General features: G+C 70.9%; 23 protein-coding genes and 1 tRNA gene. 8 read left to right on the top strand and 16 right to left on the bottom strand.

Annotated features, from left to right (window positions below):
• The first annotated feature begins 17 nt into the window (after positions 1 to 17).
• Positions 18 to 884 (top strand): aminotransferase class IV, encoded by an 867-nt coding sequence (locus AC6CCG_RS18780; RefSeq protein ID WP_496656121.1) that lies wholly within the window; start codon positions 18 to 20, stop codon positions 882 to 884.
• Here AC6CCG_RS18780 and AC6CCG_RS18775 read toward each other — a convergent pair.
• Complete coding sequence (locus AC6CCG_RS18775) at positions 881 to 1789, bottom strand: DMT family transporter (RefSeq protein ID WP_496656120.1); 909 nt, start codon at positions 1787 to 1789, stop codon at positions 881 to 883. The two genes, AC6CCG_RS18780 and AC6CCG_RS18775, sit on opposite strands and share 4 nt — an antisense overlap.
• 166 nt (positions 1790 to 1955) lie before the next feature.
• Between AC6CCG_RS18775 and AC6CCG_RS18770 the strand changes: the two genes are divergently transcribed.
• The 4 genes from AC6CCG_RS18770 (at position 1956) to AC6CCG_RS18755 (ending at position 4176) form a co-directional block, all read left to right on the top strand.
• Positions 1956 to 2027 (top strand) — tRNA-Val (locus AC6CCG_RS18770).
• Between the two features lie 220 nt (positions 2028 to 2247).
• A complete protein-coding gene (locus AC6CCG_RS18765) occupies positions 2248 to 2928 on the top strand; it encodes a Type 1 glutamine amidotransferase-like domain-containing protein (protein ID WP_496656119.1) in 681 nt (226 codons plus the stop codon).
• Positions 2925 to 3782: a class I SAM-dependent methyltransferase gene (locus tag AC6CCG_RS18760; protein ID WP_496656118.1), complete on the top strand. Its 858-nt coding sequence runs from the start codon at positions 2925 to 2927 to the stop codon at positions 3780 to 3782. The genes AC6CCG_RS18765 and AC6CCG_RS18760 overlap by 4 nt, the downstream gene beginning before the upstream one ends.
• Before the next feature lie 103 nt (positions 3783 to 3885).
• Positions 3886 to 4176, top strand: coding sequence for a VOC family protein (locus tag AC6CCG_RS18755; RefSeq protein WP_496656117.1), 291 nt, complete (start codon positions 3886 to 3888; stop codon positions 4174 to 4176).
• Positions 4177 to 4180: 4 nt separating this feature from the next.
• On the opposite strand, the gene AC6CCG_RS18750 is transcribed toward AC6CCG_RS18755, so the two are convergent.
• The 9 genes from AC6CCG_RS18750 to AC6CCG_RS18710 form a co-directional block, all read right to left on the bottom strand.
• Positions 4181 to 4915, bottom strand: coding sequence for an ABC transporter ATP-binding protein (locus tag AC6CCG_RS18750; RefSeq protein ID WP_496656116.1), 735 nt, complete (start codon positions 4913 to 4915; stop codon positions 4181 to 4183).
• Positions 4902 to 6581, bottom strand: coding sequence for a branched-chain amino acid ABC transporter ATP-binding protein/permease (locus AC6CCG_RS18745; RefSeq protein ID WP_496656115.1), 1680 nt, complete (start codon positions 6579 to 6581; stop codon positions 4902 to 4904). The genes AC6CCG_RS18750 and AC6CCG_RS18745 overlap by 14 nt, the downstream gene beginning before the upstream one ends.
• Before the next feature lie 7 nt (positions 6582 to 6588).
• Positions 6589 to 7464, bottom strand: a complete 876-nt coding sequence (locus AC6CCG_RS18740; protein WP_496656114.1) for a branched-chain amino acid ABC transporter permease — start codon at positions 7462 to 7464, stop codon at positions 6589 to 6591.
• 10 nt (positions 7465 to 7474) lie between these two features.
• Complete coding sequence (locus tag AC6CCG_RS18735) at positions 7475 to 8647, bottom strand: ABC transporter substrate-binding protein (RefSeq protein ID WP_496656113.1); 1173 nt, start codon at positions 8645 to 8647, stop codon at positions 7475 to 7477.
• 106 nt (positions 8648 to 8753) lie between these two features.
• A complete protein-coding gene (locus tag AC6CCG_RS18730; protein WP_496656112.1) occupies positions 8754 to 9350 on the bottom strand; it encodes a dihydrofolate reductase family protein in 597 nt (198 codons plus the stop codon).
• 21 nt (positions 9351 to 9371) lie between these two features.
• Entirely contained in the window at positions 9372 to 9932 is a 561-nt protein-coding gene (locus tag AC6CCG_RS18725) for a TetR/AcrR family transcriptional regulator (RefSeq protein WP_496656111.1), read from the bottom strand.
• Positions 9933 to 10019: 87 nt separating this feature from the next.
• Positions 10020 to 10379 carry an SPW repeat protein gene (locus tag AC6CCG_RS18720; RefSeq protein ID WP_496656110.1) on the bottom strand — a complete coding sequence of 120 codons (360 nt, stop codon included), beginning with the start codon at positions 10377 to 10379 and terminating at the stop codon, positions 10020 to 10022.
• A gap of 177 nt (positions 10380 to 10556) precedes the next feature.
• Complete coding sequence (gene crcB, locus AC6CCG_RS18715; RefSeq protein WP_496656109.1) at positions 10557 to 10943, bottom strand: fluoride efflux transporter CrcB; 387 nt, start codon at positions 10941 to 10943, stop codon at positions 10557 to 10559.
• The gene (locus AC6CCG_RS18710; RefSeq protein WP_496656108.1) at positions 10940 to 11413 is read right to left on the bottom strand and encodes a fluoride efflux transporter FluC; all 474 of its coding nucleotides are present in this window, start codon (positions 11411 to 11413) and stop codon (positions 10940 to 10942) included. Before AC6CCG_RS18710 ends, crcB begins: the two co-directional genes overlap by 4 nt.
• A 171-nt stretch (positions 11414 to 11584) precedes the next feature.
• On the opposite strand from AC6CCG_RS18710, the gene AC6CCG_RS18705 reads away from it, so the two are divergent.
• Positions 11585 to 12112, top strand: coding sequence for a helix-turn-helix domain-containing protein (locus AC6CCG_RS18705; RefSeq protein WP_496656107.1), 528 nt, complete (start codon positions 11585 to 11587; stop codon positions 12110 to 12112).
• Here the strand turns inward: AC6CCG_RS18705 and AC6CCG_RS18700 are convergent.
• The 5 genes from AC6CCG_RS18700 to AC6CCG_RS18680 all read right to left on the bottom strand — a co-directional run bounded on the left by AC6CCG_RS18700 (position 12060) and on the right by AC6CCG_RS18680 (position 15231).
• Positions 12060 to 13427, bottom strand: a complete 1368-nt coding sequence (locus AC6CCG_RS18700; protein WP_496656106.1) for a hypothetical protein — start codon at positions 13425 to 13427, stop codon at positions 12060 to 12062. The two genes, AC6CCG_RS18705 and AC6CCG_RS18700, sit on opposite strands and share 53 nt — an antisense overlap.
• Positions 13424 to 14068 (bottom strand): alpha/beta fold hydrolase, encoded by a 645-nt coding sequence (locus tag AC6CCG_RS18695; protein WP_496656105.1) that lies wholly within the window; start codon positions 14066 to 14068, stop codon positions 13424 to 13426. The genes AC6CCG_RS18700 and AC6CCG_RS18695 overlap by 4 nt, the downstream gene beginning before the upstream one ends.
• 7 nt (positions 14069 to 14075) lie before the next feature.
• The gene (locus AC6CCG_RS18690; protein ID WP_496656104.1) at positions 14076 to 14282 is read right to left on the bottom strand and encodes a hypothetical protein; all 207 of its coding nucleotides are present in this window, start codon (positions 14280 to 14282) and stop codon (positions 14076 to 14078) included.
• Between the two features lie 66 nt (positions 14283 to 14348).
• A complete protein-coding gene (locus tag AC6CCG_RS18685) occupies positions 14349 to 14828 on the bottom strand; it encodes a DUF6328 family protein (RefSeq protein ID WP_496656103.1) in 480 nt (159 codons plus the stop codon).
• Positions 14829 to 14904: 76 nt separating this feature from the next.
• Positions 14905 to 15231: a plasmid stabilization protein gene (locus AC6CCG_RS18680; protein WP_496656102.1), complete on the bottom strand. Its 327-nt coding sequence runs from the start codon at positions 15229 to 15231 to the stop codon at positions 14905 to 14907.
• 203 nt (positions 15232 to 15434) lie between these two features.
• Here AC6CCG_RS18680 and AC6CCG_RS18675 point away from each other — a divergent pair, with 203 nt between their 5' ends.
• Together AC6CCG_RS18675 and AC6CCG_RS18670 are read left to right on the top strand one after the other, a co-directional pair.
• Positions 15435 to 16262 carry a sigma-70 family RNA polymerase sigma factor gene (locus AC6CCG_RS18675; protein ID WP_496656101.1) on the top strand — a complete coding sequence of 276 codons (828 nt, stop codon included), beginning with the start codon at positions 15435 to 15437 and terminating at the stop codon, positions 16260 to 16262.
• A 22-nt stretch (positions 16263 to 16284) separates the two neighbouring features.
• Complete coding sequence (locus AC6CCG_RS18670; protein ID WP_496656100.1) at positions 16285 to 16464, top strand: hypothetical protein; 180 nt, start codon at positions 16285 to 16287, stop codon at positions 16462 to 16464.
• On the opposite strand, the gene AC6CCG_RS18665 is transcribed toward AC6CCG_RS18670, so the two are convergent.
• On the bottom strand, positions 16461 to 17363 hold the full coding sequence (locus AC6CCG_RS18665) for a GNAT family N-acetyltransferase (RefSeq protein ID WP_496656292.1): 903 nt from the start codon (positions 17361 to 17363) through the stop codon (positions 16461 to 16463). The genes AC6CCG_RS18670 and AC6CCG_RS18665 overlap by 4 nt on opposite strands.
• Position 17364: the final 1 nt, after the last annotated feature.

Here is a 17364-nt window from a genome sequence, read left to right as displayed (position 1 = left end):
GGCACTATCGTGGCCGCATGACGACGACGAGCGCCGGCCCCTCGGCGACGGCAGCGGCCTCCGGCGACCTGCGGATCTGGGTCAACGGGACCCTGTACGACGACCCCTCCGCGGCCACGATCGGAGCCGCCGATCATGGCCTGGTGGTCGGTGACGGCGTCTTCGAAACGCTCAAGGTGCTGCCCGACGGGCCCTTCACGGTGGGCCGTCACCTGGACCGGTTGACCCGGTCGGCCCGGCTGCTCGGGCTGCCCGATCCCGATCATGACCAGGCACGGGAGGCGATTGCCGCAGTGCTGGGCGATCGCGCGTACGGGCTCGGCAAGATCAGGATCACCTACACGGGCGGCCGTGGACCGCTCGGCTCGCAGGCTCCGTTCGGTCCGCCGACGCTGGTCGTCGCGGCGGATTCGATCGAGCCGCTGGAGCCGACGACGGCGATCGTCACCGCGCCCTGGACCCGCAACGAACGCGGCGCTCTGGCCGGCGTGAAGTCCATCTCGTATGCCGAGAACGTACGGGCCCTGGCGTACGCCGCGGAGCGCGGCGGGACCGAGGCGATCTTGATCAACAATGCCGGTCACGTCTGCGAGGGCACCGGCTCCAACATCTTCTTCGTGATCGGCGATGACATCGTGACGCCCACGCTCGAGGCGGGCCCGCTGGCCGGGATCACGCGCGGGCTGGTCATCGAGTGGTGCGGCGTCCGGGAGGCGGACCTGACCGAGGCCGAGGCCCGGGCCGCCGATGAGGTGTTCATCACATCGTCGTTGCGGGACGTCCAGGGCGTGCACCGCTGGGACGACCAGGAGTACCCGACGGCCCGGTCCGCCGAGCTGGCCAAGATCTTCGCCGAGCGCTCGGCGGCCGACCTGGAGCCCTAGGAGCCCCGCTCCTCCGCCAGGTCGGGACCGGCCGCGGCGGCCTCCGGCGGCGCCGGCTTGGACTTCCAGGTGCCGAGGATCGAGCCGATGATCACCATCGGGAAGCCGATCGCCAGGCCGATCGTCAGCGGCTCGTTCAGGACGGCCGCGCCGAGGATGATCGCGATCGCCGGGTTGATGTAGGTGATGAAGGTCATCCGACTCGGCCCGACTTCCTTGATCAACGCGAACATGACCAGGAACGCGCCGGCTGTGCAGACCACGGCCAGCACGACGACCGAGCCGATCGCCTGCGCCGACACCATCCGGTCCGGCCACACGATCGGCGTGAACGGCGCGTAGACGGCCGCCGCGAGGAACAACGAGGTCGTGATCACGCCGAGGGGCGGCAGGTCGTCGAGCTTCCGGCTGATGATGATCGGCCCGATCGCGTACCCGATGGTCACCAGGCCCAGTGCGCCGACGGCCAGCAGATCGTCGACGTGGACGTCCAGGCCGACCAGCAGCGCCGCGCCGGCGAAGCCGAGCAGCAGACCGGCGATCCGGCGGGCGTCGAAACGATCATGGCCGAGGACGCCGAGCAGGATCGCCGCGATCAACGGGACCACGGCGATGAAGAGCCCGGTCGTCGAGCTGTTCAACCGGGTCTCGGCCGTGCCGAGCATGAACCACGGCACCACGATCTCGATCACCGTGAAGAGCAGGATCCAGCGCCAATGCTTCAGCACCGACCGGAACGCCCCCTGGCGCAGGGCGATCGGCAGCAACAGCAGCGCACCCAGGAACGTCCGCCCGAACGCCAGCAGGACCGGATCGATCTCGGCCACCGCGACCCGGATGAACAGGTACGGAATCCCCCAGAACAAGCTGAGCGCAGCGAACAGGATCCAGCCGCGCCGCGTCATCGCAGCATCACGAGCCGACGCTAACACCGGCCTCCGACACCCGTGACCGGATTTCTGACTGCACCCGTCCGCGACCCACCGGAACCGAGTCGTCGATCCCCGTACCGATGCGCTATCCTGATCACCGCGTTGACCGGGATCCACCACTCCGGATCCCGGCTGCAACGGGCGATTGGCGCAGTGGTAGCGCGCTTCGTTCACACCGAAGAGGTCACTGGTTCGAACCCAGTATCGCCCACCCGCTCCCGCTTGCCTGCTCGACGCCGAGGCGTCTTCGCGGGATCGCGGGTCGTGTCCATTGGGGGACCGAGTCCCCCAAACCCCCTGCGTTCCTTGGGTTGCGATGAGTGCCCGGGCATGCTGTGGACCGCCCGAAGCCCCGTGCGTTCCTTGGCCGCGTCGGGTGCCCGGATACGTTCCATCGGGTGCCGGATCCTCGCTCTGCGATGCTGCCTTGTGTGCGCTTCTATCTCTCGTCGTTCCGGACTGGTGATCATGCCGAACGGCTGATCGAGCTGGCCGGCGGTCGTCGGCGGACCGCTGTGATCGCGAACTCCCTTGATCAGTTGCCGGAGGACGTGCGGGCCTCGCGGGTCGAGGAGGAGCTGGCGAGGCTGCGGGAGGGTGGGCTCGATCCGTTCGAACTGGACTTGCGGCGGTTCTCCGGGCGACCGGATTCGCTGTGGGAGGCCTTGGCTGGGGTCGGGGTGGTGTGGCTGCGGGGCGGGAACGTCTTCGTGCTCCGGCATCGGCTGGCCGCGTCCGGGTTCGATCAGGTGCTGCTGACGGCAGTCGCTGAGGATCGGTTCGTCGTCGGTGGTTACAGCGCCGGAGTCTGTGTCCTGGGTCGATCCCTGGCGGGGCTCGAGGCCTGTGATCCGGTGGCCGACCTGGAGCACATCGCACCGGGAGCCGAGCCGATCATGGACGGCCTGGGCCTGCTCGACGGAACGGTGGTGCCGCATCTCGATTCTCCCGAGCATCCCGAGTCTGCGGTGCTGACGGCCGTCGCGGACGAGCTGCGCGGTGCCGGCCGGACCCTGATCGAGCTGCGGGACGGAGACGTGCTGCTCATCTCCGGAGACGGCCGGGCGCTGCTCCCCCGGCTCGCTGAACGTGATCAAGGAGGAACCTCATGAAGGCAAGCCGTTGGGACGAGAGGGAGAACGCCGAGGCCTATGCGGCGTTCACCCGGCGATACCCGATGTATGCCGACACCAGCCGCGACGTGGTCGAACGGGCCGAGGTCTCCACCGCGACCGGGGTAATCGATCTCTGCTGCGGTACGGGAGCCACCACGCGGGTCCTGCTCCCCCGGCTGCCGGAGGCGGCCGTGGTCTGGTCGGTCGACGGGGCGCAGGCGATGCTCGACGTCGCCCGGGCCGAGACCGCCGATCCTCGGGTGACCTGGATCCGGTCGGCCGCGGAGGAGGTCGATCGATGCCGGGCCGCAACCGCCCCGCCGGTCGACGCGGTCGTCTGCAACTCGGCGATCTGGCAGACCGAGCTGCCGGTCACGTTCGCGGCGGTTCGCCGGGTGCTGCGCCCGGGCGGGCGGTTCGTGTTCAACTTCGGGTCGCAGTTCCTCCGGGTTCCCGGTGAGCAGCCCCGGGAGCTCCCGCCCGAGACCGCCAACGTCTTCGCGCTGATGCGGCAGGCGGCGATCGAGGAGTTCGGGTACCAGCCGCGGCCGCTCCTCCGGCGCCGGCAGCCCCAGACCCCGGACGGCGTCCGGACCGAACTCGAGCGCGCCGGGTTCCGGCAACTGGCGGCCGAAGATGTCGAGTACGACGATCCGCCCGACCTGATCCAGGCCTGGCTCGAGGTGCCGATCTTCGCCGACAACGTCTGCCCGGGTCTGCCGTACGAGCAGCAGCTGCGGGCGCTCGAGCTCGCCGTGCGGCGCGTCGAGCCGGCCCCGCGCCGGCCGGCTCGGTGGTACCTCGTCACCGCGATCGCCGACCCTGATTTCGTTCCGCCAGCCGCGGATTGACCCGGCAGGACGCGGCGCGGCGCCGGCGCGGCCCGCTCTGGTGGACGGATCCCAGGGTGTGCGACGGTGGACCATGCTCAGAATCGGATCGATCGTGTGGAACGTGGCTGATCAGTCCCGGGCGGCGTCGTTCTGGACCAACGCTCTCGGCTACCAGCAGGACGAGAACCCCGACTTCCTCTTCGACCCCAACGGCGAGGGCGCCCGGCTGCACCTGGACGGCACCGACCGGACCCACCTCGACCTCTGGGCCGACGAGGGTCAGCGGGAGGCCGAGGTGGAGCGGCTGATCGCGCTCGGCGCGACCCGGGTGGAGTGGACCTACCCGGAGGGTGCCGACTTCGTCGTCCTCGCCGACACCGAGGGCAACCTGTTCTGCGTCATCGGCACCTGACCCTTCACTCCGGATCGGGCCGCTCGATGCCGAGATAGGCCTGGACGACCGCGTCGTCGGCCAGCAGCTCGACGGCCGGCCCTTCGGCCACGATCTCGCCCGAGGCCAGCACGTAGCCGTGGTCGGCCGCACGCAGCGCCCGCCGGGCGTTCTGCTCGACCAGCAGCACGGTGGTGCCGGACGCCCGGATCTCGTGGATCACGTCGAACACCTCGTCGACGATCTTGGGCGCCAGGCCCATCGACGGCTCGTCCATCAGCAGCAGCTTCGGCCGGGCCACCAGCGCCCGGGCGATGGTGAGCATCTGCTGCTCGCCGCCGGACAGGGTGCCGGCGGGCAGCGACCGGCGCTCGGCGAGCACCGGGAATCGGCCGTACATCTCGCCGATCGACGCCGCAGTGGTACGCCCTCGATGCCAGCCCCCGAGCCGGAGGTTCTCCTCGACGGTCAACGTGGCCAGGATCTGCCGGCCCTCCGGCACCTGGACCAGGCCACTGCCGACCAGCCGGTGCGCGGGGGTCCGGGTGATGTCGCGGCCGGCGAAGTCGATCTTGCCCGACCGCGGCCGCAGGATGCCGGACACCGCGTTGATGATCGACGACTTGCCCGCACCGTTGGCCCCGACCAGGGTGACCAGCGAGCCTTCCTCGACGCTGAAGGACACGTTCCGGACCGCCTCCACGCGGCCGTAGCCGACGGTCAGGTCACGGACCTCGAGGATCAGGTCAGCCATGATCATCCGTCCCATCCGAGTCGCGTCGACCCAGGTAGGCCTCCACCACATCGGCGTTGTCCGCCACCTCGGCCGGCGTCCCAGTCGCCAGTATCTCGCCGAAGTTCAGCACGACGATCCGGGAGCAGGTCCGCAGCACCATGCCCACGTTGTGCTCGATCAACAGGATGGTCAGGCCGTCCGCGGCCAGCGACGTGATCAACTCCGACAGCGCCTCCGCCTCGACGTGGTTCATCCCGGCGGCCGGCTCGTCCAAGATCAACAAGGTCGGGTCCGAGGCCAGGGCGCGGGCGATCTCGAGCCGCCGTTGATCACCGTACGACAGCGCCGAGGCCCGGGTGGCGCCGTGATCGGCGAGCCCGACCCGGTCCAGGCAGGAGGCCGCGTGCTGCAGCGCACGCCGCTCGTCCCGTCGGGCCGAGGGCAGCCAGAGCAGCCGGCGCAGGAAGGTCGGCCGGGTCACCTGGTGGGCACCGACGAGCACGTTCTCCAGCGCCGTCATCCGGCCGAACAGCTTGGAGTGCTGGAAGGTACGGCTCACGCCGGCCGCGGCCACCCGGTGCACGGGAGTCCGCGCCACGTCGACGCCGAGCACGGTGATCGTTCCGCCGGACGGCGGCACCAGCCCGGTGATCAGGTTGACCAGGGTGGTCTTGCCGGCTCCGTTCGGCCCGATCAGGCCCAGCACGTCGCCGCTGTGCAGCTCCAGGTCGACGCCCTGGACGGCGTGCACGCCGCCGTACTCCTTGCTGACGCCGGCGAGAGTGGCGACGACAGCGCCCTGCTCCGGGTGTCGGCGGCGGCTCAGCGCGGCTTGCCCTTCGGCTGACTCAGGGAGCGTGCGGCGGCGCGGGATCAGGCTGGCCAGACCGCCGGGCAGGAAGATGATCACGACCAGCAACAACAGTCCGGACAGGAACGGCCGGATCCAGCCGGCCTCGATGCCGAGCCAGCGCTGCACCTCCGGCAGCAGGGTCTGGAAGCCGCTGCCGAGCAGTGGCCCGACGAACAGCGTCGAGCCGCCGACCACCGCGGTGACCAGACCGTCGATCGCGGCGGCGAAGTTGAAGTCCTCCGGGGCGATCAGCCGGACGAAGAAGGCCCACAGCACGCCGTACAAGCCGGCCACGGCGCCAGCGGTGACGAAGGCGGACAGCCGGTGCCGGCCGACGTCGACACCCATCGCCCGCGCCGCCAGCTCGTCCTCGCGGATCGCGACCAGCGCGCGGCCGTACCGCGACGGGGCCATCCGCCAGAACCAGTAGGCGACCACGACCAGGATCACCCAGGCGATCCCCGGGGTCAGGATCTTCGGCACGTTCATGCCGTTCGCGCCGCCGGTCCAGGACTGGTTCAAGATCACGATCCGGACCGCCTCGGCGAAACCGAGGGTGGCGATGGCCAGGAACACGCCGCGCAGGTGCATCGTCGGCAGGCCGAGCAGCAGCGCCGCCGCGGACCCGACGGCCATCCCGATCACGATCGCGATCAGCAGCGCCGGCAGGTCGCCGATCTGGTCCGGGTCCGGGGTCAGCGCTGCCGCGGTGAACGCGGCCAGGGAGGCGAATCCGGCCTGGCCGAGGGACAGCTGGCCGGCCACCAGCACGGCGTAGAAGGAGAAGGCGAAGATCGCGCCGAGGGCGATGAAGACCAGCGTGGAGTCGGTGATCATCGGCCGGTCAGACCTCGCGGGCGCGACGCTTGCCGAACAGCCCCTGCGGCCGGATCAGCAAGATCACGAACAGCAACCCGAACGCGATCAGGTCGCGCCAGGACGAGCCGATGTACTGCACCGCGAAGACCTCGGTCAGGCCGAGGATCAGCCCGCCGATCAGGGCTCCGGGCAACGAGCCCATGCCGCCGACGATGATCACCGCCAGCCCTTTCAGCTCGATCGCGGTGCCCATGGTGAGCTGGGCGCTGTTCACGTTCATCGCGAACAGGACGCCGGCGACCGCCCCGAGCGCCGAGGAGATCGCGAACGTGATCGCGGTGATCCGGTCGACGTTGAGGCCGAGCACCCGGGCCGCGGTGGGGTTCTCGGCGACCGCGCGCATGCCCCGGCCGAGCCGGGACCGGGAGACCAGCCAGGTCAGCCCGACCATGAGCAGAACGGACACGGCGGTGATCACGACCTGCACCAGGGTGACCTGCGCGCCGAGGATCTCGAACCGCGTGTCCGGGAACGAGCCGACCGGGAAGCGCCGGGTGTCCGGACCGTACCGGGCCTGCAGCAGGGCTATGAACACGCCGGACAGTGCGATCGAGGAGATCAGCCCGGCGAAGTGCGAGTCCGGTCTGTCCTTCAGCGGCCGGAACGCCACCCGCTCGATGATCAGGCCGAGGATGCCGCCGATCACGAACACCAGTGGCAGCGCCAGCCAGATCGACAGGCCGCCGCGCTCGACCAGCTCGATCCCGACGAACGCGGAAGCCGCGAACACGGCCGGATGGGCCAGGTTCAGCCGGTCCAGGATGCCGAAGACCAGCGTGAATCCGATCGCGAACAGCGCGTAGATCGAGCCGATGAACAGGCCGTTGAGGAGTTGCTGCATGGCCGGGTCGTCACTCGAGCACGGTGAACTTGCCGTCCTTGACGACCTGCACCACGGCGTCGTGCTCGACGTCGCGCTGTTCGTTCAGCGTGACCTCGCCGAGCACGGTCGGCAGGTCGTCGATCGTGCCGAAGCCGGTCTTGATCGCCTCCCGCTCGCCGTTGCAGGCCGACCGTACGGCGGCGTCGATGATCGTCATCGCGGCGTAGGCCTGGGCCGCGAACTGGTCCGGCGCCGCCTGGTTCTTGTCCTGGAAGGCCTTCAGGAAGGCGGTGTTCTCCGGGTTGTCCGAGGCCGAGTTCCAGGCGGCGCCGACCACGACGCCCTCGGCCGCCGCACCGGCCTGCTTCATCAGCGCCGGGTTGTTGAAGCCGTTGCCGCCGATGATCGGCACCTCGATGCCCAGCTCACGGGCCTGGGTGACCAGCGGCACCGCCGCCTCGATCAGCCCGGACACCACGATCGCGTCCGGGTTCAGGCCCTTCGCCTCGGTCAGCAGGGCCCGGAAGTCCGTGTCCGCCTTGGAGAACGTGAGGGTGTCGGCGATCTCGACGCCGTCCTTCTCCAGCGAACTGGCGAACACCTTGTAGCCGGACTCGGTGAAGGCGTCGTCGTTGCTGTACATGACGACCACGCGCTTCAGGCCGTACTTCTCCTTGGCGGTGGAGATCGTCTGCGGGATCACCTGGCCCTCGGTCAGCGAGTCGCGGAAGATGTAGTCGCCCTGCGCGGTGATCCCCTCGGCCGTGTTGGAGATCGCCAGCACCGGCACCTTCTCCTCCTGCGCGATCGGCTGCGCCTGGAATGCGCCGTTGGACAGGGTCGGGCCGATGATCACGCTGACCTGGTCCTCGATCAACTTCTCGAAGACGGTGATCCCCTGCCGCGGGTCGGTCGCGTCGTCCTCGACGGCGAGGTCGTACGTGACGCCGCCCTTCTGCCTCAGGTGCTCGGCGGCGAGCTCGAGGCCCTTCTGCTGCGAGGCGCCGTAGCTGGCCGCACCACCGGTCAGGCTGAGTGCGGCGCCGATCTTGACCGGGCCCTCGATCGTGCAGGTGTCGCCCGTGCCTTCGCCGGTGAGCTTCCCGCCGCCGCCGGTCTGCCCGGTCGTCCCGCACGAGGCGAGGACGAGGGCCGCGGCCGCGGCTGCGGCTGCGGCGAGGACGGTCAGTCGGCTAGGCATGGAGCTCCTCCGGTCCAGGTGAATGATCCGTCTGAGTATGGGCCACCGCCAGGGACGCGGCAACAGCCGGCCCCGCTCGGGGTCATAGCCAACGGGAATGCCCGCATCACCGAGAGTCGGACCGGTCCCGCCGGTAGCTGTTGATCGTCACGCCCGAGTCACTGATCACGCTGTCGACCAGCTCGAACCGGGCCAGGCCCGCGCCGTCCTCGAACATCCGCTTGCCGCCGCCCAGCAGCACAGGGAAGATCAACAACCGGTACTCGTCGACCAGATCGGCCCGGTGCAGCGCCCGGACCACCTGGGTGCTGCCGAAGACGACCAGGTCGCCGTCCACCTCGGCGCGCAGCCGCGCCACCTCCGCCGGCAGGTCCGGTCCGAGCCGGATCGTGTTCTGCCAGACGGGGTCGGTCAGGGTCTGCGACACCAGGTACTTCGGCATCCGGTTCATCGCGACGACGGCCGGTTCCGTCGGCTCCGGCTGCATCCAGTCGGTGACGAAGTTCTCGTACGTCCGCCGGCCGAGCAGCAGGCCGGACGCCCTCGTCGTCGCGCCGCCCATGAACGCGCCGACGGTCTCGTCCTGGTACGGATCCGTCCAGCCGCCGTGGGCGAAACCGCCGTCGCGGTCCTCGTCGGGACGCAACGGTGCCTGGACGACGCCGTCCAACGACAGGAAGTTGATCACCACGATGTTCGCCATCGGGGCAGGATAGCTGGCGCCTCAGCCGATCAGGCTCGCGGCGACGACACGGGCGGCCGGTGCCAGGTCCGGCTGCCCGCCGTCGAACCGCCGGTGGTTCGCGTCGAACAGCATCACCGAGACGAAGGTCCGGGCCGCATCCCGGCGCCGCCGCGCGTTCAGGGCGGTCGAGGCGGCCGCGTCGAGGACGGCCTCGGTCAGCCGGATCAGGCCGTCGGTGAGCTGGCGCAGGTGACCCCGGACCTCAGGGTGGGTGTCGATCTCGCGCATCAGCACCGTGCGGAGCAGGACCGACTCGTGCCGGCCGAGGTCGAGCCGCGCGGCCAGCCGGCGCAAGGAGCCCGCCACGTCGCCGGGCCGGGCCACCTCGGCCACCTCGCAGAGCGGCTGGGCGGGCATCCGTTCCGCGAACAGAGTGGTCAGGATGTCGATCTTCCTGGGGAAGTAGTAGAACAGCAGACCCTTCGGGATCCCTGCCTCACCGGCGATCTTGGCGGTCGGCGTCGCGTCGAAACCGGTGCTGGCGAAGAGCTCCTCGGCCGCGTCCAGGATGCGCTCCCGGGCGCCGTTCCGGTCATCCATGCTCGGCTCCTCCGTCGACGGGTTCCCGGGAATGATCTTGCGGGCCGGATTCCCGGCCCGCAAGTCGACCTGCTCCTTCCGTTCGGCTCAGCTCTGGGTCACGGTGCGGGCGTGGTGGGCCTTCGTGCTGTACGGAATCGCCCAGATCCCGGTGGCCAGGGCCAGCAGGCCGAGGATCCAGGCCGTCCAGGCCATGCCCATCACTCCGGCGAAGCCGAGCACCCACGGCGACACGAACATCAGCAGTCCGAGGGCGGCGTGCACGTACTCCGAGGCGATGGCACCCGGCATCGCCAACGACCACAGGGCGTTGGCCGCGAGCAGCACCCCGAGGATGATCATCGACGCGGTGGCCATGGTGGTGGTCTGCGTCCAGATCGGCGAGAGGAAGGCGTAGACCCCGATCACCAGGGCCACCCAATCCTGCCATCGATTCCACTTGCGCATGGGAGATCTCTCCTTCTGATGAGGAGATCCGTCGACCTCCGGCGGATCACTTTCACCTTCAGTGTAGATCTTTGATTGACCGCCCGGTCAAGGCTCTGTGACGCACGGAACGCAAGGGATGAGCGCGCCGATCCTGGCGAAGGGCGAAGACCCATCCGGCTCGGCCCTTCGCCAGGCTCAGGGAACGGCCATGCCGATGATCAAGCCGCCGCCGGCCGCCAGCAGGCAGCCGGCCAGCAGGCCGAGACCGTTCAGCAGAGCGGCCGCGTACCGCCGCCGGAGCAGCAGCCGGACCGTCTCCACGCTCGCCGTGCTGAAGGTCGTGTAGCCGCCGAGCAGGCCGGTGCCGAGGACGGTGAGCCAGGGCGCGCCCGGGGCGTGCCCGGCGGCGTACCCGGTGAACAGGCCGAGCAGCAGCGACCCGGTCAGATTGATCACCGTGGTGCCCACCGGGTACGAACCCGGACCGTCGATCCTGGCCTGGATCGCCGTGTCGACCAGGTAGCGCAGGGCGGAACCGACCCCGCCGGCGACCGCGATCAGGAGCAGCAGTCCCGGCGTCACCGCGACTCCCCCGCCTCGGGCGCCCGGACCAGGCTCCCGCTGGCCAGCCCGGCCCAGCTGCACAGGCCCCCGGCCAGTACGGTGATCACCGCATAGCCGAGGGCCGGCAGCAGGTCTCCGTTCATGATCATCACGCCGGAGTCGGTGGCCAGCGCACTGTAGGTGGTGAAGCCGCCGAGCACGCCGGTCCCGCAGAGCAGCCGGACCGCCCGGCGCCGCCCGACGTCGGGCCCGCGCCGGTGCAGCACGGCGAGCAGCAGACCGAGCAGGTAGGCGCCGGCGAGGTTGATCGCCAGGATGCCGAGCGGGAGCCCGGCCGGCTGCGGCACCGCGGCGGCGATCAACGCCCGGGCGGCGGTGCCGATCATGCCGCCGAGCGCGACCAGGGCGACCGAGACCGCCGGCGGGTGGACCGGGCCGAGGTCGGGATCGACCGGCTCGGCCGCCTGGTCGTGATCGAATTCGGGCATGGTGCTCCTATCTCCGGACAAGCCGATTCCTCGGCCACGAGATAGGGACTGTTGTCGACGACCAGACGCCGTCGCGGTTCGGTCCAGCGAGCCCCACCGCTGGGCGCCCGGCCCGCCAGGGACCGAGCGCGACGGCCAGTCTGCCACAGCCTCGGCGGCTACCCTCACGCCATGGATCCGCACACCACCGGCGGCGACGCCGACCGGCCGGCCTGGGTCGGCTCCGACCTGGTCCGGGCCGTGCTGCACGGGCTCGCCCGGCCGCGTCCGCTGGCCGAACTCGCCGCCGAACTCGGCGTGACCGACACCAGGATCGCCCGCTACCTCGACGCCCTCGCCGGGCTCGGCCTGGCCGAGACCGGGCCGGCCGGCTGGCGCCGCACCGCCGCCGGTGACCAGGCCCTCGACGACGAGCGACCGCGGCCGCCCGAGCTTGCGTTCACCGAATTGCCCGGAGCATCGGTGCAGGACTACCGGCAGGCGGTGGTCGACCTCGAGTTCGGCATGTTCGGGCCCGGCGCGCGCTGGACCGGCGCGGAGCATGCCGGCCGGCTCCGGCCCGAGCGGGCGGCGGAGTTCGCCGAGCGACTGCAAGGGCTGGTCGCCGAGTACTTCGGGCCGGCGAGCGTGGACTGGTCCTCGCCGGTCAAGTACGGGTTCCGGTGGGTGCTGACTCCGGTCGACCTGCCTCCCGGATGATCATGGCCGGGTCCTCGCGCAGCCCGGCCAACGCCTTCCTGAGCGGCAGCGGACGCCACGGCTCGGCTGCCGACGGCAGGCGGCTCAGGGCGTCGCCGTACCGGCCGAGATAGCCGATGTCGTGCGGGAAAGCACCGCGGCGAAGGCCGGGGAACGTCACGTCGACGCCGTGCGCCCGGCCGATCCGGGCCCAGTCCTGAGGGGTGGCGATCCCGGCCGACCAGACACCGTGCTGGAACGGCAGCACCGCGACCTCCCGGTACGGCTCCGTACGACTGAGATGATCAGCGAGCGCGGCCAGTGCGGAGCGGACCGAGAAGAACGTCCAGTACGGCACCGAGCCGCTGTTGATCATGCGCCACGGGTCGCCCAGCACGAAGCTCGGCACCACCAGCCGGTCGGCCGGCTCGCCGCGCTCCCGGTACCAGGACCGGAAGATCGTGGCGACCGGGTGGGCCGGGGTCTGCGGGCCGTCGTAACGGAGCCGGACCAGTGGATGATCATGGTCGGCGCACCAGGCCGCCACGGACTCGGTCAGGGCCGGCGCCGCGCCCCACTCGGCCTCGGCTGCGACGGCGTCCGGTGCCGGGGTGTGCGGCCGGTCCAGGTAGCCCGTCGGGTCGAGCCCGCCTTGCGCGCCGGCCTGGAACAGGTGCCGCTCCCCCACCTGGACGACCGGCCACTGCGACCCGTCCTCGATCATGACCACCGGCGCTCCGGGCGCCAGGGTCTCGGCCAGATAGCGACCGTACGCCTCCGGCAGCCGTTGCCACTTCACCCGGAAGTAGGCCATCTCGGCGACCATCAGCTCGTCCTGCACCTGATCATGCATCTGGTGCAGGACGACGTCGGGATTCCTTTCCAGGAAGGCCGGGGCGACCCTCGCCCCGAACCGCAGTGCCTCGTCCGGCCGGTCCGGGTCACCCGTCCGGCGGACCGGCACCAGGACCGTGCCGGGCAGCCAGGGCACCTGCAGCGCCGCCGCCAGGTGCACCAGCGCCCCGTTGCTGGAGCCGATCATGACCGCCGGCTGCCGGCGCCGGGGCAGCCGGCCGGCCAGCCATCCCGCGACGCCGGCCAGGTCCACCCGACCAAGATCATCGGGCCGGACCCCTTCGCTGGCACCGACCCGGGTGTACAGCCGGCGCAGCAACGGCCACGGCAGCCGGGCCGCCATCCGGATCGCCCGGGCGGCCGGGGCGGGCTGGCCGAGATGTGGGAAGCCGGTGCCGTTCAGGGCCGCCGCCAGCGCGGCCTGCAGCGCCGTGGCGGAGTCGAACGAGGCCGCGCTGCGATCCGGGGGCAGGTCAGTCATCGGAGCAACTCCGTGACCAGGCGCAGGAAGGCCGCGACGTCGTCGGTGGGCCAGGAGTGCCCGGCACCCGGGACGACCAGGAACTCGGCGCCGTGGTCGGCGGCCAGCGCGGCCGCGTAGCCGTGCGACCCGAGGGTGTCGTGCTCGCAGTGGACGATCATGATCGGCACCTCGATCCGGGGCAGGACGTCCTCGAGCTTGAGCCGGATCGCCAAGTCGAAGCCGTGCGCGATCCGGGTCGGCCCGGCCCGGGACCAGTCCGGGAGCTGTTGGCCGAGACCGGGGCCGCGGGGTTCGCCGCCGGCCAGGAACGCGCCGAGCAGCCGCCGGTGGGTGCGCAGCGCGGGGTCGACGGTTGGGCTGATCAGGAGCAGCCGCCGGACCCGCCGGGTCGCGGCGGCGGTCACCGCGGCGGCCTGGGTCCCGAGGGAGAGGCCGACCAGCAGATCGACGTTCTCGCCGTCACGCTCCAGGTCCGCGGCGGCCTGCTCGCCGTACTCGGTGAGGCGGTCCGGAACGGACCGCCAGGTCACCGGGTCCAGCAGGCGGGTGGGATGCCCGGCGCCCGCCAGCGTGGCCGCCGTGTCGAGGGCGTACCCGCGGACGGCGAGCCCGGGCATGATCATGACCGACCCCGTCACGACCGGCTCACCCCGGGGTCGGACGGTCGGGTGGCTGCTGCCGGCGCTCGTGTTCGGCCTTGCGGCGGGCGTACTCGCGGCGCATCCTCGCCCGCGGATCCCGGGCCTCGTCGAGTTGGGCCGGGCCCAGAATGTGCATCAGTCCGTACTCGAGCCACCACCTGATCCGGTAGCCGAGCCCGAAGCCGTCAGGGTGTCGCGTTGCCGTCGTCATGCGGACCTCCTTCCGGCTCGGGCGTCGTTCGCTCGGTACCCGGCGCCGGCAAGGCCCAAACAAGGCTCAGCGGCGGGCCAGTGCCCGGGGCAGCACCCCGATGCCGACCGCCAGGACGAGCATCACGCCGCCGGCGATCCAGGACTGTGGCCGGCCGACCGTGACGTCGAAGATCAACAACGTGGTCCCGGACAGGGTGAGGCCGACTCCGACCAGCGCCAGCACGACGAGCAGGTGGCCCATCCCGACGACCTCCGCCTTGAGCCCGCGGCGGAACAGCGCGCGATGCAGGCTGACCGGGGCCAGGGCCAGGGCGGTGGTCAGCGCCGCCAGGATCACCAGGATCAGGTAGACGGTGAGCTGGAACTGGTCGAGCCGGCCGAACTGCGGTTGGAACGCGACCGCGAGCAGGAAGCCGAACAGGATCTGGGTGCCGGTCTGGGTGACCCGCAGTTCCTGCAGCAACTCGTTCCAGTTCCGGTCCATCCGCTGGTTCTCGGTCTCACCGCGACCGTCGGTCCCGGGCTCCGACACCGGATCGTCCATGGCCGGATCTCCTCCGCTCTGGGCCTCGCCGCTGCGTACCGCGGTGATCGGGAAAGATCCTGCCACGGTCGTGCGATCAGCGGCCGACGGCTCGGGCGAGCTCGTCCTTGGTCATGGTCGACCGGCCCTTGATGCCGCGCTGCCGGGCCTCGTTGTAGAGCTGGTCCTTGGTGCGGCCCTTGCTGCCGCTGTGCGAGCGCTTTCCGCCGCGGTGTCCGGAAGACACGTCGTCGGTCGAGCTGCGGCTGGCGGTCTTCGACTCGCCGCCCCGAGCCCGTTCCTTGTTCACCGTGCGGGCCGCGATCTCCTCGGACACGTCCTCGCCGCGGCCACGTTCCCGCAGGCCCTTCTTGATGTGTTCGTACTGCCGTTCCCGCTTGTCGCTCCAGGCTTCCTGGGGCATCGGACTCCCCTCCTCGTGGTGAGCGTGCGTTGTCCGGCAGGTACCCGCCCGGTGCCGCCTCAAACGTCCTTGATCATGTCCGGATCGCGGACGATCTCGTCCAGAAATCTGGAGGGGGTTGTGCTCAGGCGCCGCGGGTGATTGGCTCGAAGTCTGGTCGAGCCACCGGCCATTCACGTGACGCTGGTGAAGGAATTCTTCCGATGACCACCCGTCTCGCTCTTTCCCCCAGGCCGACCGATGCTTCGGCCTCCACCCACGAATCCCGTACGGACGAGACTTCCGAGCTCCTCCGTGCGGCGAACTCGGCCGATGAGGCCGAACGACAGCGCTGCCGGCAAGAGGTCGTCCTGCTCCATCTGGATCTGGCCGACGCCCTCGCCCGGCGGTACCACGGCCGCGGGCTGGATCCCGCGGATCTTGATCAGGTCGCGCGGCTGGCGCTGGTCCAGGCCGTCGACCGTGCCGATCCGGACCGCGGCGACTTCGTCCCGTTCGCCGTCAGTACGATCCGGGGCTGCCTCAAGCGGTATTTCCGTGATCACGGCTGGGTCGTCCGGCCGCCGCGCCGGATCCAGGAGTTGCAGCACGAGCTGACCGACACCTGGAACACGCTGAGCCAGGAACAAGGCTCAGCGCCGACCCTCCGGCAGCTGGCCGGTCGCCTCGGCGAACCGGTCGAGCAGGTCGCCGAGGCGGCCGCTGCCGGGGCGTGCTTCGCGCCGATCTCGCTGGACGCCCCGGCGGCCCGGCAGGAGTCGCAGACCGACCTGGGCAGCCGGATCGGTGCCGTCGACGGCGGCTACGACCGGATCGAATGGTTGCGTACGTTGCGCAAGGCCTGCGCCGGGCTCCCCCCGGACGACCTGCGCATCATCGAACTGAGGTTCGCCGAGCAGCGGACCCAGCAGCAGATCGCCGACGAACTCGGGGTCAGCCAGATGCAGATCTCGCGGTCGCTGCGGCGGATCCTCGGCGTGATCCGGGACCAGATCGATCCCGATCACCGCCCGGAACCGCTGGCCGCCTGATCAACCGAGTGAGGAGATCGTCATGTTGCCGGAATCACCGTCCACCCCCGACGAGCCGGACACCGGACAGGACCAGGAGCAGGAGGGCCGCCGGGTCTTCGAGATGCCGCCCGGCTCGACCCCGGAGACCGCTCAGCACCCGCCGGCCAAGCGCAATCTGAACGCGGCGAAGGAGGAGGTCGAGCCGGAGCAGCAGCCTTAGCCGGGCTTACGCAACCGGTGGTGCCGGGCGACCTCGCGGAAGCCAGCCCTCCGGTACAGCCGGAGGGCTCCGGTCGGTTCGTGCGCCTCGGTGTGCAACCGGACCGGACCTCCGCTGTGCCGGGCCAGGCGGTCCAGCAGTTCGGACAGCAGGGCGCCGCCGACTCCGCGGCCGCGCGCCGGCGGGACGACGCCGAGATCGTCGACCACGGCGGTCGGGCCGCCGGTGAGGCCTGCCGCGAGACCGATCGGGCCGGAGCCGTCCTCCGCGATCAGGTAGAGGTCCGGGCCCGACTCCCGGAGCCACTGCTCGACCTCGGTCCGGTCCGGACTCGAGAAGTACGGCCTGCCTGCCCAGATCCGGTCCAGGAGTCGGGCGACGGTGGCGACGTCGGAGAGGTTCGCGGACCGTAGGGTCACGCCCTCGGGGCGGGCCACCGGCGCGCCCCGGTCGGCGAGTTCCAGGTCGACCATGGCGAAGGCCGGGCGGTAGCCCAGCCCGGCCAGCAGGGCCAACCGGTCCGGTTCGTCCGCCCGGGCGTTGGCTCCGAAGACCAGGGTGCGTGAGGGCTCCGCCGTGCGCACGGCGGCCTCGAGCGCCGGGAACAGGGCGGCCTCGACCTGGGTCCGGGTCTCGGCCGGAGTGGCCCAGACGTCGAGCAGCCGGAGCTCGGTGCCGTCGGTCTCGGCCCAGCCGCGGACGATCCCGTACCCGATCGTGCTGCCGGTAGCCGCTCTGGCGAGCAGGGCGGGCCGCCCGTCGCCCAGTGCCTCGGCGAGTCCGGCTTCCGTCGGCAGCTGCTCCAGGGTCGAGAACGGATCCAGCTCGGCGGCATGCCGGGCACGCAGCGCAGCAAGCTCCGCGGCCGAGTCCGCACCGGCGCGGGTCAGCCGGACCATG

The sequence above is a fragment of the Microlunatus sp. YIM B11417 genome, from assembly GCF_059617205.1.
Note: the sequence above shows the minus strand (reverse complement) of the source record. Positions and strands in the feature narration are given on the sequence as shown.